Source organism: Candidatus Kinetoplastibacterium oncopeltii TCC290E, assembly GCF_000340865.1.
GTDB lineage: Bacteria > Pseudomonadota > Gammaproteobacteria > Burkholderiales > Burkholderiaceae_B > Kinetoplastidibacterium > Kinetoplastidibacterium stringomonadis.
The window spans coordinates 473,321-497,236 of sequence record NC_020299.1; the positions used below are offsets into that span (position 1 = coordinate 473,321).

The following is a 23,916-nucleotide window of genomic DNA, read 5'->3' on the forward strand; positions in this document are numbered from 1 at the left end:
AAATAAATGAATGAATTAAATATGATAGCTACTTTATTTAAGAATATTATCAATAATGCATTAGGAAAATAAAAAATAATCACTAATGCATCATCGACTTTATATCAAAAATTTAAAGAACGCTTATCAACTGCTAAGGCTGCTTCTTTTAAAGACTCTGAAAGCGTTGGATGAGCATGACAAATTCTTGCTATATCCTCAGAAGAACCTCTGAATTCCATTATTGTTACTGCCTCAGATATAAGCTCAGAAGCCATAGGACCTATTATATGAACTCCTAAAACTTCATCAGTGCTAGTATCAGCAATAACCTTAACAAAACCTGTAGTATCTCCCAAAGCTCTTGCTCTTCCATTAGCTAGAAATGGAAATGTACCTACTCTGAAATCACGACCATCTTGCTTAAGCTGCTGTTCATTTTTACCAACCCATGCAATCTCAGGCGACGTATATATGACAGAAGGTATAGTATCAAAATTTACATGTCCATGTTGGCCAGCTATTCTTTCAGCAACGGCAACACCTTCTTCTTCAGCTTTATGTGCAAGCATAGGACCTCTTACTACATCACCTATAGCCCAGACATTAGGAAGATTGGTCCTACAATCAGCATCTACACTGATAAAACCTTTATCATCAACTTTTAATCCAACTAAAGAAGAATTAAGCTTATCAGTATAAGGTACGCGACCAATAGAAACTATAAGTTTATCTACAGTTAATTCTTTATGTTCATCTTTGTTATCTTTATAACTGATAGTTATATAATCATCAATAACCTTAATGCTATCTATATTAACACCAACTTGGATATCTAATCCTTGCTTCGTAAAAATCTTCATAGCTTCTTTAGCTATTTGAGAATCAGCAGACATTAAAAAATTAGGCATAGCTTCTAGTACGGTAACACTGGAACCCAATCTGCGCCAGACACTACCCATTTCTAATCCTATAACCCCACCACCTATGACTCCTAATTTCTTAGGAACATGGTTTATCCTTAAAGCACCGTCGTTTGATAAAACTAATTTTTCATCAAAAGGCAAACCTGGAAATTCTCTGGCTGAAGAACCAGTAGCTATTACTACATGTTTAGCAATAATATTTGCATTAGCAGAGTCATTAATTTTTATACACCAACCACCCTCTGTTTGGCCAGAAAAAGATCCGAATCCATGAAAGAAAGTAATATTATTTTTCTTAAATAAATAAAGAATACCTTCATTATTTTGCTTAACTACAGTTTCTTTTCGAGATATTAATTTGCTAAGATTTAAAGACAAATTGCCAACATCAATGCCATGATCTTTAAAATGTTTACTAGCTTGTTCAAAATGTTCTGATGATTGCAACAAAGCTTTTGAAGGAATACACCCAACATTTGTACAAGTCCCACCGGGAGCTGCTTCACCTAAATTATTACTCCAAGCATCTATACATGCCACTGACATACCTAATTGAGAAGCCCTAATAGCTGCAATATAACCAGCAGGACCGGCACCTATGACTACCATATCAAATTGTTTAGACATAATTCACATATAAAAAATAATATTAAATATTAATTTTCGATATCAAAACTTGATTCGAAATAAAAGCTTATTAAATTAAATAAAAACACGAAGATCAGTCATTGTAAAGTATAATGACTGATCGAGTTATTTATTAATAACTATTATAAATCTAATAAAAGACGTTGAGGATCTTCTAAAGCATCTTTAATAGCTACTAATCCTAAAACAGCTTCCCTTCCATCTATTATTCTATGGTCATAAGACAAAGCCAAATAATTTATTGGACGAATAACAATTTGACCATTTTCTACTACTGCACGTTCTTTAGTAGCATGTACACCTAAGATAGCAGATTGTGGAGGGTTTATTATAGGAGTAGATAGCATAGATCCAAACACTCCACCATTTGATATAGAGAAAGTACCACCCATCATTTCTTCTATGCCAAGTTTACCATCAGCTGCTCTTTTGCCGAAATCAACAATAGATTTTTCTATATCAGCAATAGATAATTGATCTGCATTACGAAGTATAGGAACTACAAGTCCTCTAGGACTGCCTACGGCTATACCTATATCAAAATAACCATGATATATTATATCTTTACCATCGATAGAAGCATTTATTAAAGGATACTTCTTTAATGCGGAAACAGCAGCTTTAACGAAGAAAGACATAAATCCAAGCTTAACACCGTGTTCTTTCTCAAACTTATCTTTATATTGCTTTCTAATATCTATAACAGCTTGCATATTGACTTCATTAAATGTAGTCAGAATAGCATTTTCTTGTTGAGACTGTATTAAGCGTTCAGCAATACGAGCACGTAATCTGCTCATAGGTACACGTTGCTCAGGACGTCCATCTAATGATAGTGATGATGGTGTAAATTCCTCTGACTTTACTTGTACCTTCTGATCAGATGATAAAGCATCAGATTTTGTTATACGACCATCACGTCCAGTTCCCTTTACTAAAGAAGGCTCTAAACCTTTCTCTGATAAAATCTTTGAAGCAGCTGGAGATGCAACACCTTTTAAATCTTTATTTTGATTCTTTTCAACACTGTCAATATTTTTAGCCTGGTTATTTAGTTTTAAATCGTTAGCAGATGGTTTTGCATCGGTGTCTATCTTTGCGATCAATTCGCCAGAAACAACTGTGCTATTATCACCCATAACTATCTCTACTAAAACACCTGATGAAGGAGCTGGGACTTCTAGAATAACTTTATCTGTTTCAATTTCAATTAAAATATCACCAGATTCTACAAAAGCACCAACTGACTTTTTCCAGGACAACATCGTCGCTTCTGAGACAGACTCAGACAACTGCGGCACAACTACTTCTTGAATAGCCATAATGATAAATTCCGTAATTTAATAAATATCTATAAAATAATCTGTCTACTTAACCAACATAATCTTAAATTTTTGAGCAAAAGCTTGTTCTATTAAAGCTTTTTGTTGCTCTTGGTGTTTTGCCATATAACCAACAGCAGGAGAAGCAGAAGCATTACGTCCGGCATAGCCCAATTTTTGGCCAGATGACATATTCTCATATAAATGATGTTGAATATATGACCAAGGACCTTGATTTTGTGGCTCGTCCTGAACCCATATGACTTCTGTTGCATTTGGATATTTTTGCAACTCAGACTCAAATGATTTATGAGCAAAAGGATACAACTGTTCAATACGGATAATTGCAACATTATTAATTGAACGATCACGGCGCGCATGTAATAAGTCGTAATAAACTTTACCTGAACAGGCTAAGATTCGTTTAACCGATTTTGCATTTATCGATTCATTTGTTTCTCCAATAACCATTTTAAACACACCATCAGCAAAATCAGATAATGGAGAAGCTGCATCTTTATTACGCAACAAAGACTTTGGTGTAAATATGATTAATGGCTTGCGAAACTGTCTTATCATCTGACGACGCAATACATGGAATATTTGGGAACCAGTAGTTGGTTGTATAACCTGTATGTTATTATCAGCACATAACTGCAGAAATCTTTCAATTCTACCAGAAGAATGTTCAGGACCTTGTCCTTCATATCCATGAGGCAACATCATTGCTAATCCTGATTGACGACCCCATTTGGCTTCACCAGAACTTATAAACTGATCTATTACTACTTGTGCTCCATTAGCGAAATCACCGAACTGAGCTTCCCATATTGTCAAGGTATTTGGCTCTGAAGAAGAAAACCCATATTCAAATCCTAAAACAGCTTCTTCGGATAATACAGAATCTATTACCGTAAATTTTGCCTGCGTATCCGATACATTCTGTAATGGAATGTATGTACCATCATCCCAACGCTCTCTCTTTTGATCATGTAATACAGCGTGTCTATGAGTAAATGTACCACGACCAGAATCTTGTCCGGTTATACGTATAGAGTAACCAGAAGCTAACAAAGTAGCATAAGCTAAATGCTCTCCCATACCAAAATCTGAATTTAAATCACCATTGGCCATATTTCTTCTATCATTTAAGACTTTAGTAACTAAAGGATGTGGATTAAATCCATCTGGGACTTTAGTTATAATATCCCCTATGCGTTTTAACTCAGAAATAGGAACCGCTGTATCAGCATAATCAGTCCATTTAGAATTTAGGAAAGGAGCCCAATCTATTGAATATTTACTTTTATAATCTGTAAGAACAGGCTCTGTGGTTTTGTGACCATCTTCTAATAATTTTCTATACTCTCTTACTAATTCGTCAGGCTCTTCTTCAGTCAATATATTCTGTGCTACAAGTTTATCTGCATATAACTTTCTAGTACCTGGATGATTAGTTATACTTTTATACATAAGAGGTTGAGTCAGCGCAGGGGTATCTTGTTCATTATGACCAAGCTTACGAAAGCATACTATGTCTACAACAACGTCACGACCAAATTTCATTCTATAGTCTAAAGCTAATTTTGTGACAAAAACTACTGCTTCAGGATCATCTCCATTTACATGAAAAACTGGAGCTTCTATCATTTTTACTACATCTGTACAGTAAATAGTAGAACGTGCATCTCTGGGATCTGAAGTGGTAAATCCGATTTGATTGTTTATAACAATATGCAATGTGCCACCAGTACCATAACCTCTAGTTTGAGCTAGATTTAAGGTCTCCATCACAACACCTTGACCAGCAAAAGCAGAATCACCATGAACAAGAACTGGCAATACTTGTTTACCTTTGCTATCGTGGCGTCTTTCCTGTCTAGCCCTAGTACTACCTTCTACAACAGGATTTACTATTTCTAAGTGAGAAGGATTAAAAGCTAACGAAAGATGTACAGGTCCATTGTCTGTTGATAGATCACTAGAAAAACCATTATGATATTTAACATCGCCATCGCTTAAAGCTTGAGAATGTTTACCTTCAAACTCTGCAAATAAATCACTTGGAGTCTTACCAAGAATATTTATAAGAACATTCAATCTGCCTCGATGAGCCATTCCCACTATAATCTCTTGAATGCCCAATAATGATGAATGCATAACAACAGAATCCATGGAAGCTATAAAACTTTCGCCTCCTTCTAATGAAAATCTTTTCTGTCCTACATATTTAGTATGTAAAAATCTCTCAAGACCTTCTGCTTCAGTTAATTGTTTTAAGATATGTCTTTTATTATCAGAGCTTAAAAGATCTTTACCATGGCTTGATTCCATGCGCTCCTGAATCCATCTTTTAGAAGCCGGATCAGAAATATGCATAAATTCTACACCAATAGTTCCACAATAAGTATCACGCAAAGCTTTAATAATTTCGCGTAATGTCATCGTGCTTGATGTTGTAAAATAAGTATTACTTGCAGAATAAGTCTGATCTAGATCAGCCTCTGATAATCCATAAAAAGAAGGATTTAGCTCTGGTATTTCCAGACGTTCTCTTCTCTTTAACGGATCTAGATCAGCCCAATTTGGACCTAAGATTCTATAAGCAGCTATTATTGATTGTACAAAAACCTGTTTTGATGCAATAGACAAATCAGGTGCAGATTGTGATTTAACAAAAGAGTTTGTCTTTGCTCTTTGAGCAAAAGACTCAACTATTGGAGCATGAGCCTGATCTCTAGTGTTGTCACTACCATCTACTGCTGGGGAGTGTTGTAATTTATCAAAATACTGACGCCAGTTATCATCTACAGATCCTGGGTTGTCAAGATAAGCCTCATAGAGCTCCTCTATATACGGCGCATTTCCGCCAGATAAATAAGATGTTGATAGTGATTCTTTATTCGAAGACATAATTCGCTTCACCTTTTCGAGCATTTCGCCGACACGATGCAGGGGATAAAACCTTCCGCGACACGGACTTCCCGTTCAGCGGATAGCAATGGGCAGAAGGCACGTGCAAAAAACTTAAAATATAAGCCATATTGGCCCTTAATACATATTGTATTACAACTCTCCAAAATTAAAAGTATCTTGCCATAATACAACACTATTGTAGATATATAAAATAATACCTATACACAACATTTTTTTATAATGATAAAAGTTTAAATTGCAATAAGTTACCATTTAACAGTTGAAAAATACTAAAATAAATACAGTGTAAACTTCACTCAATATTTCAATAAACAATTAATATTATATGTAATAAGTAGCTAGCAATAGAAAAACAATAAAGACTTTATTAGAATTCAGATTCTTATTTGATATCAATCACAACAATTTTTGTTAATTGACTTTATTACAAAAAAAACAAAGAATGTTGAATATTTAGTACATAAATATGAATTAATTTTAAATTTTGTGGTAGTGTACCTCAACTGTGAATATTACTTTGAGTATATAAAAATAAAGTGAAAATCACAAAAACTCAAATGATCCACTAACATAGTGGAAGAATATTCTTTGCTATAACATTTCCAATTAATATAAAACCATGGATGATACTTTAAATCAACGCGCATTAGACTACCATGAATTCCCTACTCCAGGAAAAATATCTGTTACTCCAACAAAACCATTAAATAATCAAGATGACCTTTCTTTGGCTTACTCACCTGGAGTAGCTGCTGCTTGTATGGCAATAGTTCATGAAGGTGATTCTGCTGCTTCTAAATACACTTCAAGGTCTAATCTAGTAGCTGTTATAACAAACGGGACTGCAGTGCTTGGATTGGGCAATATAGGACCTTTAGCATCTAAACCAGTAATGGAGGGTAAAGGTTGCTTATTGAAAAAATTTGCTGGTGTTGATGTATTTGATATAGAACTTGCTGAGAATGATCCTGATAAAATAATAGATATAATAGCTGCATTAGAGCCAACTATAGGTGGAGTAAATTTAGAAGACATAAAGGCACCTGAATGTTTTTATATAGAAAAAAAGCTACGAGAAAGGATGAAGATACCGGTTTTTCATGATGATCAACACGGTACAGCTATAATATCATCAGCTGCTATTCTTAATGGTCTTGAAGTAGTAAAAAAAGATATAAGCAAAGTAAAATTAGCGTGCTCTGGAGCTGGTGCAGCCGCTATTGCTTGTTTAGACTTATTAGTTAAATTGGGAGTTAAAGTAGAAAATATATTTGTTGTTGATTCACGGGGAGTTATATGGGAAGGACGTGATGAAAACATGGAAACAAATAAACGTCGATATGCACAAAAGACTAATTCAAGGACTCTATCTGATGTAGTAAAGGATGCTGATGTTTTCTTAGGATGCTCTGCTGCTAAGGTTTTGACCCCAGAAATGGTAAAAACTATGGCTCCAAATCCTCTAATTTTAGCATTAGCTAATCCAGAACCTGAAATATTACCATCATTAGCTAAATCTGTAAGACCTGATTGTATAATTGCAACTGGCCGCTCAGATTTTCCAAATCAAGTTAACAATGTATTATGCTTTCCATTCATATTCCGTGGAGCATTAGATTGTGGTGCTACATCCATTACAGAAGAAATGAAACTTGCTTGTGTTACTGCTATTGCTGATCTTGCAAAAATAGAACAAAATGATGAAGTTTCATCAGCTTATGCAGGAGAAGATCTAAGCTTTGGGCCAAATTATATTATACCAAAACCTTTTGATAGAAGACTAATATCTCATGTTGCACCAGCTGTAGCTAGCGCAGCACAAAAATCTGGTGTAGCCACAAGACCTATTAAAAACCTAGAAGCTTATAGACAAAAATTGAATTCATATGTTTATCATTCAGGTCAACTTATGGATCCTTTATTTGTTCAAGCAAAACAGGAACCTAAAAGAGTAATATACACAGATGGAGAGGAAGAGATAGTTTTAAGAGCAATACAGACTGTTGTTGATGAAAAACTAGCATACCCAATACTGATAGGTCGTAATTCTGTAGTACAAGAACATATAAAAAAAGCTGGTCTAAGAATTCAAATAGGAAAAGATATTCAACTAATTGACCCGGAAGATGAGAATCTTTTAGATAAGAATTGGAAACATTATTATAAATTAAAATGCAGAGATGGAGTAACACCAAAAATTGCAAAATCCATGCTTAGAAAGCACAACACTCTAATAGGTTCAATGCTCCTACAAAGAGGAGAAGCAGATGCACTTATTTGTGGTATTACTAGTAAATATGATAATCAGCTTAAATATATTAGTGAAGTTATAGGAAAGAAAGAAAATCAAACATTCGCTGCTCTAAATGTTTTAATGCTTCCTGAGCAAACTTTGTTTATTGCTGATACTCATGTTAATGAGAATCCTAATGCTCAAGAAATCGCAAATATAACCATTCAATCAGCTAATGAAATGTTGAGGTTTGGATTTGTGCCAAAAATAGCATTGCTCTCTCATTCTGATTTTGGTAGCAGAATTACTGAGTCCTCAAAAAAAATGTCGGAAGCTGTAAAAATAATAAAAAGAATTGCACCAGATCTTGAAGTGGATGGCGAGATGCATGCAGATTCTGCTCTGTCAAATAAAATCAGAAAAGCTTCTTACCCTGATAGTAGCCTTAAAGATACGGCTAATTTGTTGATTATGCCTAATCTTGATTCTGGTAATATTGCATACAATCTTCTAAAGATGATAGGAAGCAAAGGTATAGCTATGGGGCCAATACTTCTTGGATCTAATAAACCTGTACATATATTGACAAACAGTACTACGGTAAGAAGGATAGTAAATATGACTGCTCTAGCAGTAGTAGATGCTCAACAAGAGAATTAGGTTTTCTAATTAAGAGAATATAGCGTATAGCGCTAGGAAAAATTATAAGAAATCATAATTTAACCTAGCGCTATATTCTGTAAAAAAACGGAAATCTTCTTAACAGCTATAAAACAAGTTATCTAAACTATTAATATGTATTACGATTAATAAATGATTGTTAATTACCGAATGACTAATTTAAATGAAAAATAATAGCAGAAATATTAAAATTAATAAAAATGAAATGTTTAATGTTTTTATTCCTTGTCCAAAAGGATTAGAGTTGAAACTAGGTGAAGAACTAAAGTCATTTGACATAGAAGTTATTCAAAATAATAAATCTGGCTGTTATGTTAAAGCATCTTGGAAAGATATAGAGTCTATAAATCTAAAATCTAGACTTGCTAATAGAGTGCTTCTGCAAGTAGCACATTCATCATTTATAAATAATGAAAAAGAAATTCTGGAAATATCGCATAATGTAGAATGGGAAAAATGGTTTAGACCAGAATACTCAATAAGGGTTGATACTTCTTCGATAAATAGTAATTTTAATAGTCAATCGTATTGCAATTTATTAGTTAAAGATGGTGTTTGTGACAGATTTAGGAAAATTTTTTCTAAAAGACCTGATATCAATACCGTAAATCCTGATATAAGGATACATTTATTTATTGAGAAAAATTCTGTGACTATTTACCTGGATACTTCTGGAGAATCTCTATTTAAAAGAGGATGGAGATTAAAAAAAGGAGAAACTCCATTAAAGGAAAATCTAGCATCAGGCGTAATAGCTTTATCTGAGTGGAATCCTAAGAATTCCTTACTAGATCCATTTTGTGGAAGTGGCACTCTACTCATAGAAGCAGCATCAATAGCATCAAATACTCCACCTGGAATTCTAAGATCATTTGGGTTTGAGAAAATTAATCTTCATGATAAAAACCAGTGGAGTGAACTACGAAAAGAATCAATCTCTAATATCAAAAAAAATATAGAAACAGAAATAATAGGATTTGATATAGATAAAGAAGCTATAGAAGCATCTATTAATAATTTAAAGACATCTGGATTACATGTCAGTAATATGAGATTTATTAAAAAAGATTCAAGTTACATGGAAAAATTAAATATTACAAATGGATATATTATTACAAACCCTCCATATGGTGAAAGGATAAAAAATGATAATGATATTGAATTATGGCAAAATTTTTCAAGACAATTAAAACAATATTTTTTTGATTGGAAAGTTAATATCATATCTAGTGATTTAGACTTGCCTAAAAAGTTAAGGCTAAAACCAAAAAGAAAAATACCATTGTTTAATGGAAAACTAGACTGTCGGCTGTTTCAATTTGAAATTGTAGAAAAAAGCTATAGAAAAGAAAAGCTATAGCTTTTGTTGATTTTTTATATAATTTTATATAACTTAGATTATATTGTAGAATGCGTCTTTCCCAGGATAGTTAGCCATATCTCCTAATTCCTCTTCTATTCTCAATAGTTGATTATATTTGGCCATACGATCAGATCTTGACAGTGACCCAGTTTTTATCTGCATGGAGTTCGAGGCGACAGCTATGTCTGCAATAGTAGAATCTTCGGTTTCACCAGAACGATGAGAAACAATAGAAGTATAACCATAACGTTTAGCCATATCTATAGCAGAAAAAGTTTCTGTTATAGTTCCTATCTGATTAATTTTTATAAGAATGGAATTAGCTATGCCATTATTTATACCTTCTTTCAAGATATTAGTATTAGTTACAAATAAATCGTCTCCTACTAATTGAATGTCATTGCCCAATTTATCTGTAAGAATTTTCCAACCATCCAAGTCATTTTCAGCCATACCATCTTCAATAGATATAATGGGATATTTATCACATAAAGAAGCAAGAAAGTCAGAAAATTCATTAGAACTTAGAGAAACGTTACCTTCACCTTGTAATATATAAGAACCATTTTTATAAAACTCAGAGCTTGCACAATCAAGGCCAAGACAAATATGTTTTCCTGGTTCATATCCGGCCTCACTAATAGATTCTAAAATAAGTTTTATAGCTTCTTCATGATTACGTATATTAGGTGCAAATCCACCCTCATCTCCAACAGCTATAGACATACCTTGATTACTAATTATTTTTTTTAATGTATGAAAAACTTCAGATCCCCAACGCAATGCATCTTTGAAGCTTTTAGCACCGACAGGTAATATCATAAATTCCTGTATATCTAAGTTATTGTTAGCATGGGCTCCGCCATTAATTACATTCATCATTGGAACTGGCATACTCATCAAACTACTACCTCCTAGATACCTATAAAGAGGCAAACCTGCATCATCAGAAGCAGCACGAGCAACTGCCATACTTACGGCCAAAATAGCATTTGCCCCTAATCTCCTTTTATCATCAGTACCATCTAACTCTATCATTATATGGTCTATATAAGATTGATCATAAGCTTCAAGACCTATCAATGACTCTGCTATTTCAGTATTGATATTATCAACAGCTTTTAGAACACCTTTGCCAAAATAACGATTAAGATCACCATCCCTAAGCTCAATAGCTTCACGTGTACCAGTGGAAGCTCCTGACGGAACTGATGCTCTACCAATAGCTCCAGTTTCTAGAACAATATCACACTCTACAGTTGGATTACCACGAGAATCAAGTATCTCTCTACCAAAAATATCAACAATTTTACTCATAACAGATTATCCCAAAACAATAAAAAGATATAAAATTACTTCATCAGTAAAAATACGAAAATATACAGAACAAACATCATAGTATTCAATAATAAATACTTATATTATTTTTCAGGTTCAATATGCTCATTTTTTAACAAAATTATCTATTTCTAACAAAGATTTTGATAATGACTTTACGTCAATTAATTTAATAGAATTAAACAAATATTAGATAATTTTAATAAATTTTTTACTTATAATAGCCTTAATATAATCTATAAATAGTGGATGACCATAGCGTGGAGTAGAAGTGAATTCTGGATGAAATTGTACACCTATAAACCATGGATGATCATTCAACTCGATAACTTCTGTTAAATGCTCTGATGGAGTACTTGCACTTATAACAAGTCCAGCATCAATTAGGGATTCTAAATAATTATTATTAACTTCATACCTATGACGATGTCTTTCATAAAGACTTTCACCATATATACTATAAGTTTTTGTATCTTTTTTCACTAATATATTTTGCGCTCCCTTTCTGAGAGTTCCACCTTTATCGGAATTAATACTACGCTTTTCTAAATGCCCACTAATATCCTTCCATTCATTAATTAAAGCTATAACAGGAAATTCTGTGCAATTATCAAATTCTGTACTATTTGCATTTTTTAGACCAGCTACATTGCGAGCAAATTCTACAACAGCAAGCTGCATGCCTAAACATATACCTAAAAAAGGTATTTTATTTTCTCTAGCGTAATTAATTGCTGAAATTTTACCTTCTATGCCTCTATTACCAAATCCACCAGGAACAAGAATTCCATCTAAATTTTTTAATAAATCTATTCCATTTTTTTCTATATCTTCTGAGTTTATATATTTAATATTAACCCTAGAATTTGTATGTATGCCAGCATGTGCCAATGCCTCAATTAAAGATTTATATGATTCAGTAAAATCCATATATTTGCCAATCATACCAATATCTATACTACATTTAGGATTTTCAATACGATCTATCAATTTTTTCCAAACAGACAGATCAGCTGGTGCTGGATTAATAGACATAGTACTACAAACTATATCATCTACTCCTTGTTCTTGTAGAACAGAAGGTACTTTATATATTGAATCAACATTCCAGACCGATATTACTGATTCCATTGGTAAATTTGAAAACATTGATATTTTAGCCCTCTCTTCGTTAGAAATACGACGGCTAGCTCTACACAATATAACATCAGGTAATATTCCTATCTCACGTAACTTTTGTACAGAATGCTGTGTTGGTTTTGTTTTTAGCTCGCTGAATGAAGATACTGAAGGAACTAAAGTAAGATGCATAAAAATAAAATTACTCCTGCCTAATGATAAACTCATTTGTCTTACTGCTTCTAAGAATGGCAAGGATTCTATATCACCTACAGTGCCACCTATTTCTACGATTGCAATATCTGCTTTACCATCGAAACTGTTGTTGGCACCTCTATAAATAAACTCTTGTATTTCGTTAGTAATATGTGGAATAACTTGTACAGTATTTCCAAGATAATCACCACGACGTTCTTTTTTAATTACAGAATCATAAATTTGACCTGTAGTGAAATTATTAAATCTAGTCATTTTAGTAGATATAAAACGTTCGTAGTGACCTAAATCTAAATCTGTCTCTGCTCCATCTTCTGTAACAAAAACTTCTCCATGTTGAAATGGGCTCATAGTACCAGGATCTACATTGATATATGGATCTAGTTTCAACATAGTCACGCTAAGACCTCTTGACTCCAAAATAGCGGCTAAAGAAGCAGCAGTGACTCCTTTCCCTAGAGAAGAAACTACTCCACCGGTAATAAATATATACTTAATCATCGCATTTTAATTGTAAATTGAAATAATAGTGCACCAATTACTAAACTAGTGCTAATGAATAGAAAATTATCAGTAATAAAAATTGCTGATATCGAAAACACATTATAATAATATCTTTGAGGGATTTTATAGTAATCTTTATTTTATATACATATATATTGACCAAGATAACATAGAATGTGGAAATATTATGAATTTTATATTTTTTTAGTTTATTAAATATTGTCATAAAATTATTAATATTTACAAAATAGAAATTCATAATTAGTTATATTTCATATATCAGTAGTGAATTATAAAAGTAATATATCATGTTAAATTTTATATGACATCACGTGGCCATTATATAAAAAATACAGGAAATATATGAATCAAGAAGAATCTGTATATTACGATGTAATCATAGTAGGAGCTGGTCCTTCTGGTATATCGACTAGCATTAAACTGAAACAGTTGGCTATGGCTAAAAAAATTGATATAAGTATTTGCATAATAGAAAAAAGCTCATCATTAGGCAGTCATATCTTATCTGGAGCAATTGTAGATATAACATCAATTAAAGAATTGCTTCCAAATTTGGCAATCGAGGAATCAGGGTTATTTACAATAGTGAAAGAGGAAAAATTTTTATATTTAAGACAAAATAAATATTTTAATATACCTAGTTTTCTTTTACCTGATTGCTTAAAAAACGATGGTTGTTATATAACCAGGCTCGGGCATTTAGTTGAATGGATGGGGAAAGAAGCAAAAACACTAGGTGTTGATATTTTTACTGGTTTTGCAGCAATAGATTTATTATATAACTCTAAAGATGAGGTTTGTGGAATAAAAACTGGAAGTTTTGGTTTAGATAGAGAAGGAAAAAAAACTAATTATTTTCAACCAGGATTAAATATATTATCTAAGCATACCGTGTTAGCAGAAGGATCAAGAGGAAATTTAGGTAAAAAAGTTATCGAGCACTTTAACCTTAGTAAAGGAAAAAATCAACAAAAATATGCTATTGGGATAAAGGAATTATGGAAAATAGATCATAATAAATCAAGACCAGGACTGGTAATACATACGATTGGTTGGCCACTATATAATAAAGCGAATGGTGGTGCTTTTCTATATAACATGAATAATGATTTAGTCTCTTTGGGTATGATTATAGACCTGAATTATAGCAATCCTTGGTTATCTCCATTCAAAGAATTTCAGAGCTATAAGATTCATAATTTAATACATAATATTTTAAAAAATGGGAAAAGATTATCATATGGAGCTAAATCTATTACGATGGGAGGACTTTTATCTTTGCCTAAATTATATTTTAAAGGAGGTATATTAATAGGATGTGATGCTGGATTTTTAAATTCATCTCGTTTGAAAGGTATACATACTGCAGTAAAAAGTGGAATAATTGCTGCTGAGTCAATTATGGAAAGTATGCTGAAAGATTCAATTATAAAAAATAATGAATTAGTTATTTATAGTAAAAAATTTAAAGAATCATCACTTCATGCTGAATTAAAAAAATCTAGAAACTTCAAGCAATGGAGCAGTAAACATAAATTAATTTCATTATTAATGACTTTATTGGAACAAAAGATACTCGCTGGACATTTTTTTTGGAACTTACATTCCAAAAAATCAGATAATTCTTTTCTTAATCCAGCCAATTCAATAGATAAAATAGTTTATCAAGATCCAGATAATAAAATAACATTTGATATAGAAAGTTCAATCTTCTTATCAAATATCCATTATGAAAAAAATGAACCAATACATCTGAAAATTAATAATACAGAAATACCTATGCTCATAAATTTAAGAAATTATGCTGGACCAGAATCCAGATATTGTCCTGCAGGTGTCTATAAATTTATTAAGGATGAAAATGGGAAATATAAATTACATATCAACTCAGATAACTGTCTACATTGTAAGACTTGTGATATAAAAGATGTTACTCAAAATATATCATGGACACCACCTCAAGGAGGCAGTGGCCCTATTTATAATGGCATGTAGCTCTAAAAAGTAATAGAGAAATTATCAAAGATAGACATATTTTCTATTGTTGATGTATCTTGATTAATATTTTCTCCATTAGCTATAGCTCTTAGTAATCTTCTCATAATTTTACCTGATCTTGTCTTAGGCAAGCTATCGCCAAATATTATGTCTTTTGGTTTAGCTATTGGTCCTATTTCACAAGCAATCCAATTACGTAGTTCTTTTGCTATATTAATAGCTTCATCATTATAAGGCCTTTCTCCTTTCATGACTATAAAAGCAACTACAGCTTCGCCGGTAGTATCATCAGATCGTCCTATAACAGCTGCCTCTGAAACTTTACTGTGAGATACTAAAGCAGACTCAATTTCCATTGTACCTAGACGGTGTCCTGAAACATTTAGGACATCATCAATCCTTCCCATAATCCAGAAATATCCATCATTATCACGCTGTGCCCCATCCCCTGCAAGATAATAGCCATGAAGCTCTTCTGGAAAATAACTGGTTATAAAACGATCTGTATTTCCCCATATATTACGTATCATACCAGGCCATGGTTTTTTAATGACTAAAAATCCTCCAGTAGAATTAGGAACATCTTCTCCTGATTCATCTACTACAGCAGCACATATCCCAGGAAGAGGTAATGAACAGGAACCTGGTTTTAAATAATTCAAACAAGGCAATGGTGTTATCATGTGACCTCCAGTTTCTGTTTGCCACCAAGTATCAGCAATTGGACAATTTTCGTTACCAACGTTTTTATAATACCATCTCCACGTATCAGGACTAATAGGCTCACCAACTGAACCCAGTATACGCAAACTACTAAGATCAAAATTATCTGGATGAACACTTCGATCATTATCTGACGATTTTATCAAAGAACGTATGGCTGTCGGAGCAGTGTAAAAAATACTTACTTTATGTCTTTCAATCATTTTCCAAAATCTAGCAGAATTAGGATAAGTTGGTATTCCTTCAAATATCACCTGAGTTAATCCCATGGATAAAGGACCATAAGCGATGTAAGTATGTCCAGTTATCCATCCTACATCAGCTGTACACCAAAAAACATCATCTCCACGAATGTCAAATGTCCATCGCATTGTCATCTTGGCCCATAGCAAATATCCTGCGGAAGAATGTTGTATCCCTTTAGGTTTTCCGGTTGATCCTGATGTATATAAAACAAATAAAGGATGCTCCGAATTTACAAAAACCGGCTCACAATAATCTAATTGATTTTTTTCTAAATCATCCATCCACAAATCACGACTACTTAACCAATTTATGTCATCACCAGCACGTTTATAGACAATAACATTTTTTATACTCTCACAATTTCCTGAAATAATGGCAGCATCCACAGCTGCTTTTAATGGTATTTTTTTTCCACCTCTTTTTTGATAATCAGATGTAATGATTAAAGAGGCTCCAATATCTAATATACGCTCATGCAAACTTTTAGATGAAAAACCACCAAACACCACAGAATGAATAATTCCAAGCCTGGCGCAGGCATGCATAGCTACTATAACTTCAATTGACATAGGCATGTATATTATGCATTTATCTCCAATTTTATAACCTAAGTTTTTTAGCCCATTGGCAAATTTACAAACTCTTTTAAGCAAGTCTTTATAAGTAATTTTTAATACTTCACCATCATCAGATTCAAATATGATTGCAATTTTATTAGCATTGCCATTTGTTAAGTGAATATCCAAACAGTTAACTGTTACATTCATTGAACCATCTACAAACCATTTATAATGTGGTTTATTAGAATCATCTAATACTTTAGTAAAAATTTTGGACCAAGATAAAAGATCAGTGGCATAGCCACTCCAAAATTCATCAAAATTATTTTCTACTTCTAAACATAATTTCTTGTAAGATTCATAGCTAGAAATTGATTCTCCTGACACATTATAATTTGTATTTAATACTTTGTTCTCTGTCAAGAATGACTGGATCGCATTAGACATAATGCTATCTCCGATTAATTATTTTTTAAGTTTTTATAAATACTAATATTTTAACATTTACTAGATTAATTTGAGCGCGGATATGCCTGCCTTAGCCACATCCGCATCTTCACTTGATTTTGCTCCAGACACCCCGACAGCACCGATAATATTATTTTCTATAACAATTGGTACTCCACCTTCCAGCATTCCTTCTAGCAACGGAGCCGATAGAAATGAAAATCGTCCAGAATTTATTATTTCTTCATAAACTAATGATTCTCTTCTACCTAAAGCTGAAGTTTTTGCCTTAGATAATGATATATATGATGATATTGATGGTGCACCATCAAGACGTAACATGCCTAATAAATGACCTCCATCATCTACTACTGATATAGATACATTTAATCTTTTATCTAGTGAATATGATTCAGAAGATTTTATTATTAATTTTACATCTTCTGCTGTAAGAAAATATTTAGTTTTCATAAACATCCTTTTGTGAAATAAAATTTGAAAGTTAATATTAGTTATTAACAAAATAGACATTTTAATCTATGATTAAATATAAAAATAATATATTTACAAGTGTTACTAACACTAACTTAAATAAAAAATGAGGCAATTAATCCTTCAACAAAGTTAACACTCAACATGAGAATTATAAAAACGAAAGATAGTGATCTAAAATCAGATATAAAAATAAATACACTTATCATAAATATTTTATTGATTATAATGGTAGTTTTTTTGTTATTTACATCTACTGGATGTACATCATTAAATGAACGCAACAAAACTAAAACTTATAGAAATAGAATTCTAGATCAGAAAGAGCTACATTCTACCGTAAAAAATAGTCTTAAAAGATCTGGCATTAAAAAGAAAAATAAAAAATTCTATTCATTTGTAAATGAAGCATTAAATAATTTAGGTAAACCTTATAATTTTGGTGGAAGAAATCCAATTGATGGATTCGATTGCAGTGGCTTAATTCATCATTGCGCAAAAAAAGCATTGAACATAAATCTACCAAGAACATCTAAAAAAATAGCAGCAATAAGCACACCAGTGAACAAAAATAAATTACAAACTGGTGACCTACTATTCTTTAACATAAATAAAAATAAATATTCACACGTTGGCATATATCTATGTGAAGATTTTTTCATACACTCACCTAGAACAGGAAAAAATGTGGAGATAAGTAGCCTCAAAAAAACATACTGGTCTAGAAAATTTACAGCCGCACATAGAATAATAAAATAATTTCTATAAGAAAATTATATTTCTTATCGTATATGAATTTAAATCTAATATTTTAGTCATTAGAAAAAAATTAACAGACTTTATTAGTATATAAGGCATAAACAAATAAAAAAGTAATCTAATATTACGATAAATAACCTAAGACCTTACTAAATTTGTCAAACTTATATAATAAGCATGTCTATGACAATAGAAGTAATTTCATCAAATATCAATTTCTATATTTGAAAATCCTAATTATATTTATAAAAAGCTAAATTTAGAAAAATCATAAAATTGAAGAATCTTAAAACTATATCAGACATATATGCTAAGTTATTAATAATTATTAACTCAATTACAGAACCATATTTCAATAACTTGGTTTTTTCATTGATTTTATTATTGAAATTATCAAAATGATATAAAAGAGAATTTATTCTGTTTATATTGTAAGGTATGTCGAAGCTATTTAGCTGATATACCACAAGAAAACTATTGTTGTTTTTATCAATTAAAAATTTACTACTTCTGTCACTATGAAAGATATGTAACTATCTTTTTAAAAGTTATTAATAAATAATCTACTAAAAAACAAGCTATTTTTATTATATTTTTTTCAAAAAACAAAATTATTTTTAATAAAGTATATGAATATATAATAAATGTTTTATATATATTTTCTTTATTTTGTTATAAGTACTCACATGTTGCTAATGGCATCAATCTTACTGTAAGCATAAAGAGATATAATTAGAATAATTATAGACATTTCAAATGATTTCGGTTAAATAGCTAAAACAATTTTTCAACTACGATCTGTTGAACAATAATATAATTATTTTACTCTTCAAGTTACAGTGAAAAATAAAGCAATGAACATATCAACCTGTATAATACAAAAAATACTGTGATTAAAGATATCAAAAATATACACAAAATTTTTTTAAAGATGTTATTTGAAAGTTGCTAATTAGACAAACAACCCAAAAAAACCTATCCATATTATAGCTAATACTAAAAATAACTTAGAAAAAAGATTAATGATTTCATTTTTCATAAAACGGTTGGATACTATTTAAACAATATATTATCATAAGGATGAGATTTCACATGGAAATTATCATATCAAACAATATCAATAAAATACATGAAATAAAAACCGAAGTTTTGGGTATTGGTGTGTTCTCTGACGAGAATTTAATAAACAGTTCTGAATTAATTAAGAATATTAACAATAGTCTTAGTATAGAAATTATCAGAAATGATTTTCAAACAAATATAGGAAAAACTATAGTTTTATATAATATAAATAATGTATTAGCAAAAAGAATAATCTTAGTAGGTTTGGGAGAAAAATCAAAATTTGATATTAACAATTACATAGCAGCAGAAAAATCATTAGCAAAAACATGCATTTCTCACAATATTAAAGAATATTGTTCAGCTTTGATAACACGTTTAGAAGAAAACATTGATAAAGAGAGTGCGGCAAGAAATGCTGTTATATCAATTGAAAATACTACATATAGATACATAAAAAGAATAAGTGATTTTGATAAAAAAATACAAATAATCAATCAATTAACTATTATAACTAATGAATATGATCAAAAAAAAATAAAAAACGGTGCACATGAGGGTAAATGCGTAGCGAATGGAATATCACTTTCTAGAAAACTTTCAGACTTGCCTAGCAATATATGTACACCGTCTTACCTAGCAGATACAGCTAAAAAATTAGCTGATGAATTCGAATCTATTGAAGTAAATATCATGGATCATGATCAAGTACAAGGACTAGGAATGGGAGCATTTATATCAGTAGCTAAAGGCTCAAAAGAACCATTAAAATTTATAGAAATAAAATATAATAATAATGAAAAAAATAACAAATCTCCTATAGTAATAATAGGAAAAGGCATTACATTCGATTCTGGTGGAATCTCATTAAAACCATCAAATTCTATGCATGAAATGAAATATGATATGTGCGGAGCTTCCAGTGTGTTAGGAATATTTAAAGCTATAGCAAAATTAAATATAGATCGCAATATAATAGGTCTGATACCAACCTGTGAAAATATGCCAAGTGGAAATTCTAATAAACCTGGTGATGTAATAACAAGCATGTCTGGTAAAACCATAGAAATCATAAATACCGATGCGGAAGGAAGATTGATCCTGTGCGATGCATTAACTTATGCTAAAAAATTTAATCCAGAGATTGTAATTGATATAGCAACATTAACTGGAGCTTGTGTTGTTGCTCTCGGAAGTATTTACACTGGATTATTCTCAAATAATGATGAGTTAGCACGTAAAATTATAAATGCTGGACAATCTTCTAAAGATCTAGTTTGGAGAATGCCTATAAATAGTTCTTACTTAGGCTTATTAAAATCAAATTTTGCTGATTTATCAAATACAGGAGGGCCATCTGCTGGAGCAATAACCGCTGGATGTTTTTTATCAGAATTTGCAGAATCATATAAATGGGCACATCTTGATATAGCAGGAACAGCATGGAAAAAAAATAATAAAGGAGCTACAGGAAGACCTATTTCATTAATCACAAAGTTTTTGATAGATATAGACAATGCAAATTAATTTTATTTTCGGAGTATCTAATAGAATGAATGCAGTTTGTCAGATAATAAATAAATATTACACATTACATAGAAATATAGTTGTATATTCCAATGAGTATCAAATATTGTGTAAGCTAGATATAATGCTTTGGACTTTCAAAGATCTGTCTTTCATACCTCATTCATTTTATAAAATAGATAACTATTGTAAAGAAGAATTTATGATTATAACTAATAATATATCTAAAACAAAAAATATGAAAAGTAAGGAAATGCTATTAATTAATATGTCAAACATAATTCCTTTATGTTATAATGAATTTGAAAGCGTTGTGGAAATAGTTTCCGAAAATGAGCAAGAACGCTATGAAGCTCGGTCTAGATGGCGTTCTTATAAGAAAGATGGCCATATGTTGACTGGTTGCCATTTTAATGATGTTGAATATCCATAAATAGAGATATATGCTTGAATTATGCAATCAATCAGTAGAGTATTTTTATTAGATGATTATTGTAACCAATACACCAACGCTAGCGCTAAGCGTTGGTTCAGTTGTATTTTATATTTTAAACAACAGAATCCTCAATGTGAAATATATTAACTAATAATAATTAGAGGTTAAAAATGAACAATTATCGATCATCTCAATTTAGAGCAAATAATGTAGTTATAGATCAAAATGGTGAAATTATACGCAATAATGTCTTGCGTAATACTTACTGGTTACTAGCTGTTTCTTTGATACCAACAGTATTGGGTGCTATTATCGGAATGGTGTCTGGAATAAACTCTGGCATGTTGTCGAATCCAGGTTTATCAACGATAGTATTTTTTATTGGTGCTTTTTCTTTGATGTCCTGCATAGAAAAAAATAAAAATAATATTTTCGGTGTATTCTTTTTACTAGCTTTTACTTTTTTTATGGGCATAATGCTTTCTCGATTATTGGGAATAATAATAGGAATGCATAATGGCACTAAAATAATAGCTATGTCTTTTGGAGGAACGGCCATAATATTTAGCGTTATGAATTTTTTAGCAAATACTACAAAGCGCGATTTATCTAACTTTGCTAAATGGGTTTCTATAGGTACAGTTGTAATTTTAATAGCAGCAGTAGCTAATATATTTATGCATATTAGTGCTCTTACTTTAACCATTTCTATGGTTTCAATTATAATATTTTCATCTTTTATTCTAATTGATATTCAAAGAGTTGTTAACAATGGAGAGACCAATTATATATCTGCAACTTTAGCTATATACTTAGATATATATAACGTTTTTAGCAACTTATTAATAATTATTGGATTCATGAATAATAACAATAGAGAATAATTTAATTAGTAATAATGGAGATTTAGCAGGATTTTCTTTGTTAGTAGTTCTCTACCTCCTAGCATAGTCTCCATTCTTTTTCTCAAATGTAAACGTAAAATAGGCTCAAGTTCTTGATTGTTGAAATCAGGTTCGGTTTGATCGATTCCATAACCTATCTCTTTTAATAAAATCCATTCGAATCTTCTTAGAATGTTAGCTTTATAATTAGATTTGTTACATAAACATTCCAAAGATTTACTATAAGCATCAAATAATACTGGATGAGCATCTTCTCCAGCTAATGAATATAGAATTAATTCATTCATATACCAAGCACACATTAAAGAATCTCCAGGTATTAGTAAAATATCCCCTAAATCAGCTCTTACTAGTGTTTTTATATCAGACCTATTATTACTCCACGCCAACATTAAATGTTGGAAAGATAATAAAACTGGCCTTAATTGAGAATATGGACGCTTAGCGCCCTTTGCTACAATAGAAACATAACCATGGTCGCGAGAGAATACTTTTATGATTAATGAAGTTTCTCTCCATGGAATGCTTTGTAAGATATAACCTTCGTCCTCTATAAAACTAGAACTCGACCTATTCATAGCCTATATTTTCCAAATATTCTTTTTTATTGGACCAGTTACTACATACCTTTATATATATTTCTAAATAGACTTTTTTATCTAAAAAACTCACTATGTCTTGCCGAGATTCTGTTGCAATGCGTTTCATATGTAAGCCATGAGATCCCAATAATATTGCTTTATGCGTACTACGTTCTACTATTATACAAGCATATATACATATAAAATTTAGCTTCTCATCCCATTTTTCTATAATCACAGCACATTTATATGGTATCTCATCACCTACAAGCCTAAAAATTTTTTCTCTTATTATTTCAGAAACAAAGAATTTAGCAGGCCTGTCAGTGAGAACATCATCATCGAAAATTTTTTGATTATATGGCAAATATTTAGCAACATCATATAATAAAGATTCAATTTGATATTTTTTAGAAGCACTGATCGGTATAAATGACATATAAGGATAGTATTTAATTACACGATCAATAAATGGTAATAATAAATTCTTATCTTTCAATAAATCAATTTTATTAATAACAAGCAATACACTTTTTTCTTCTGGAATTAATTCCAATAAATTATTATCTTCCTTTGTCCATTTACATGCTTCAATAACATGTATTACTACATCGACATCTACTAGAACTTTACTAACTAATCTATTCATCATGCTATTCATGGTACTAACATGTTTTGTTTGAAATCCAGGAGTGTCAACAAAAACAAATTGCTCATTGTCTTTAGTTAGAACCCCATTAATTTTATGACGAGTAGTTTGAGCTTTTTTGGAAACTATAGAAATTTTTTCTCCAACCAAAGCGTTATTCAGAGTAGATTTACCTACATTTGGACAACCAATAATAGCAACAAATCCAGATTTATATTCTTCTATGGAATTTTTCATTATAAGT

Annotated in this window: 16 protein-coding genes; 7 read left to right on the forward strand and 9 right to left on the reverse strand. The window is 31.2% G+C overall.

Features of this window, described 5'->3' with window-relative positions; all coding sequences use genetic code 11:
• Nucleotides 1–104 precede the first annotated feature (104 nt).
• The 3 genes from lpdA to CONE_RS02195 form a co-directional block, all read right to left on the reverse strand.
• Nucleotides 105–1,532: a dihydrolipoyl dehydrogenase gene (gene lpdA, locus CONE_RS02185; RefSeq protein WP_015397113.1), complete on the reverse strand. Its 1,428-nt coding sequence runs from the start codon at nucleotides 1,530–1,532 to the stop codon at nucleotides 105–107.
• Nucleotides 1,533–1,675: 143 nt separating this feature from the next.
• The gene (odhB, locus tag CONE_RS02190) at nucleotides 1,676–2,875 is read right to left on the reverse strand and encodes a 2-oxoglutarate dehydrogenase complex dihydrolipoyllysine-residue succinyltransferase (protein WP_015397114.1); all 1,200 of its coding nucleotides are present in this window, start codon (nucleotides 2,873–2,875) and stop codon (nucleotides 1,676–1,678) included.
• Between the two features lie 45 nt (nucleotides 2,876–2,920).
• A complete protein-coding gene (locus CONE_RS02195; RefSeq protein WP_015397115.1) occupies nucleotides 2,921–5,788 on the reverse strand; it encodes a 2-oxoglutarate dehydrogenase E1 component in 2,868 nt (955 codons plus the stop codon).
• Between the two features lie 643 nt (nucleotides 5,789–6,431).
• Between CONE_RS02195 and CONE_RS02200 the strand changes: the two genes are divergently transcribed.
• Both CONE_RS02200 and CONE_RS02205 read left to right on the forward strand, forming a co-directional pair.
• On the forward strand, nucleotides 6,432–8,705 hold the full coding sequence (locus CONE_RS02200; protein ID WP_015397116.1) for an NADP-dependent malic enzyme: 2,274 nt from the start codon (nucleotides 6,432–6,434) through the stop codon (nucleotides 8,703–8,705).
• Between the two features lie 184 nt (nucleotides 8,706–8,889).
• A complete protein-coding gene (locus tag CONE_RS02205; RefSeq protein WP_015397117.1) occupies nucleotides 8,890–10,086 on the forward strand; it encodes a THUMP domain-containing class I SAM-dependent RNA methyltransferase in 1,197 nt (398 codons plus the stop codon).
• Nucleotides 10,087–10,119: 33 nt separating this feature from the next.
• Here CONE_RS02205 and eno read toward each other — a convergent pair whose 3' ends face one another.
• Complete coding sequence (gene eno, locus CONE_RS02210; RefSeq protein WP_015397118.1) at nucleotides 10,120–11,406, reverse strand: phosphopyruvate hydratase; 1,287 nt, start codon at nucleotides 11,404–11,406, stop codon at nucleotides 10,120–10,122.
• Nucleotides 11,407–11,616: 210 nt separating this feature from the next.
• The gene (gene pyrG / locus CONE_RS02215) at nucleotides 11,617–13,263 is read right to left on the reverse strand and encodes a CTP synthase (protein WP_015397119.1); all 1,647 of its coding nucleotides are present in this window, start codon (nucleotides 13,261–13,263) and stop codon (nucleotides 11,617–11,619) included.
• A gap of 366 nt (nucleotides 13,264–13,629) precedes the next feature.
• Here pyrG and CONE_RS02220 point away from each other — a divergent pair, with 366 nt between their 5' ends.
• On the forward strand, nucleotides 13,630–15,282 hold the full coding sequence (locus tag CONE_RS02220; protein WP_015397120.1) for an electron transfer flavoprotein-ubiquinone oxidoreductase: 1,653 nt from the start codon (nucleotides 13,630–13,632) through the stop codon (nucleotides 15,280–15,282).
• A gap of 2 nt (nucleotides 15,283–15,284) precedes the next feature.
• Here the strand turns inward: CONE_RS02220 and acs are convergent, their stop codons facing one another.
• Both acs and CONE_RS02230 read right to left on the reverse strand, forming a co-directional pair.
• Nucleotides 15,285–17,261, reverse strand: coding sequence for an acetate--CoA ligase (acs, locus tag CONE_RS02225; RefSeq protein WP_015397121.1), 1,977 nt, complete (start codon nucleotides 17,259–17,261; stop codon nucleotides 15,285–15,287).
• A gap of 60 nt (nucleotides 17,262–17,321) precedes the next feature.
• Entirely contained in the window at nucleotides 17,322–17,732 is a 411-nt protein-coding gene (locus tag CONE_RS02230; RefSeq protein WP_041862203.1) for a GlcG/HbpS family heme-binding protein, read from the reverse strand.
• A 165-nt stretch (nucleotides 17,733–17,897) separates the two neighbouring features.
• Between CONE_RS02230 and CONE_RS02235 the strand changes: the two genes are divergently transcribed.
• From CONE_RS02235 to CONE_RS02250, 4 genes are all read left to right on the forward strand, one after another.
• Nucleotides 17,898–18,512, forward strand: a complete 615-nt coding sequence (locus CONE_RS02235; RefSeq protein ID WP_015397123.1) for a C40 family peptidase — start codon at nucleotides 17,898–17,900, stop codon at nucleotides 18,510–18,512.
• A 1,092-nt stretch (nucleotides 18,513–19,604) separates the two neighbouring features.
• Nucleotides 19,605–21,101 (forward strand): leucyl aminopeptidase, encoded by a 1,497-nt coding sequence (locus tag CONE_RS02240; protein ID WP_041862204.1) that lies wholly within the window; start codon nucleotides 19,605–19,607, stop codon nucleotides 21,099–21,101.
• Nucleotides 21,091–21,534 (forward strand): DNA polymerase III subunit chi, encoded by a 444-nt coding sequence (locus CONE_RS02245; RefSeq protein WP_015397125.1) that lies wholly within the window; start codon nucleotides 21,091–21,093, stop codon nucleotides 21,532–21,534. Before CONE_RS02240 ends, CONE_RS02245 begins: the two co-directional genes overlap by 11 nt.
• A 173-nt stretch (nucleotides 21,535–21,707) precedes the next feature.
• Nucleotides 21,708–22,421 (forward strand): Bax inhibitor-1 family protein, encoded by a 714-nt coding sequence (locus tag CONE_RS02250; RefSeq protein WP_015397126.1) that lies wholly within the window; start codon nucleotides 21,708–21,710, stop codon nucleotides 22,419–22,421.
• Between the two features lie 5 nt (nucleotides 22,422–22,426).
• Here the strand turns inward: CONE_RS02250 and recO are convergent, their stop codons facing one another.
• Nucleotides 22,427–23,020 (reverse strand): DNA repair protein RecO, encoded by a 594-nt coding sequence (recO, locus tag CONE_RS02255; protein WP_015397127.1) that lies wholly within the window; start codon nucleotides 23,018–23,020, stop codon nucleotides 22,427–22,429.
• Nucleotides 23,013–23,909, reverse strand: a complete 897-nt coding sequence (era, locus tag CONE_RS02260; protein ID WP_015397128.1) for a GTPase Era — start codon at nucleotides 23,907–23,909, stop codon at nucleotides 23,013–23,015. Before era ends, recO begins: the two co-directional genes overlap by 8 nt.
• Between the last annotated feature and the right edge of the window lie 7 nt (nucleotides 23,910–23,916).

What these genes read in the sequence shown, in the direction of transcription:
- recO (WP_015397127.1), bottom strand. Translation starts at nt 23,020, where the DNA reads ATGAATAGGTCGAGTTCTAGTTTTATAGAGGACGAAGGTTATATCTTA.
- CONE_RS02205 (WP_015397117.1), top strand. Translation starts at nt 8,890, where the DNA reads ATGAAAAATAATAGCAGAAATATTAAAATTAATAAAAATGAAATGTTT.
- CONE_RS02220 (WP_015397120.1), top strand. Translation starts at nt 13,630, where the DNA reads ATGAATCAAGAAGAATCTGTATATTACGATGTAATCATAGTAGGAGCT.
- odhB (WP_015397114.1), bottom strand. Translation starts at nt 2,875, where the DNA reads ATGGCTATTCAAGAAGTAGTTGTGCCGCAGTTGTCTGAGTCTGTCTCA.
- CONE_RS02235 (WP_015397123.1), top strand. Translation starts at nt 17,898, where the DNA reads ATGAGAATTATAAAAACGAAAGATAGTGATCTAAAATCAGATATAAAA.
- CONE_RS02250 (WP_015397126.1), top strand. Translation starts at nt 21,708, where the DNA reads ATGAACAATTATCGATCATCTCAATTTAGAGCAAATAATGTAGTTATA.
- lpdA (WP_015397113.1), bottom strand. Translation starts at nt 1,532, where the DNA reads ATGTCTAAACAATTTGATATGGTAGTCATAGGTGCCGGTCCTGCTGGT.
- CONE_RS02200 (WP_015397116.1), top strand. Translation starts at nt 6,432, where the DNA reads ATGGATGATACTTTAAATCAACGCGCATTAGACTACCATGAATTCCCT.
- era (WP_015397128.1), bottom strand. Translation starts at nt 23,909, where the DNA reads ATGAAAAATTCCATAGAAGAATATAAATCTGGATTTGTTGCTATTATT.
- CONE_RS02195 (WP_015397115.1), bottom strand. Translation starts at nt 5,788, where the DNA reads ATGTCTTCGAATAAAGAATCACTATCAACATCTTATTTATCTGGCGGA.
- CONE_RS02245 (WP_015397125.1), top strand. Translation starts at nt 21,091, where the DNA reads ATGCAAATTAATTTTATTTTCGGAGTATCTAATAGAATGAATGCAGTT.
- pyrG (WP_015397119.1), bottom strand. Translation starts at nt 13,263, where the DNA reads ATGATTAAGTATATATTTATTACCGGTGGAGTAGTTTCTTCTCTAGGG.
- acs (WP_015397121.1), bottom strand. Translation starts at nt 17,261, where the DNA reads ATGTCTAATGCGATCCAGTCATTCTTGACAGAGAACAAAGTATTAAAT.
- eno (WP_015397118.1), bottom strand. Translation starts at nt 11,406, where the DNA reads ATGAGTAAAATTGTTGATATTTTTGGTAGAGAGATACTTGATTCTCGT.
- CONE_RS02230 (WP_041862203.1), bottom strand. Translation starts at nt 17,732, where the DNA reads ATGAAAACTAAATATTTTCTTACAGCAGAAGATGTAAAATTAATAATA.
- CONE_RS02240 (WP_041862204.1), top strand. Translation starts at nt 19,605, where the DNA reads ATGGAAATTATCATATCAAACAATATCAATAAAATACATGAAATAAAA.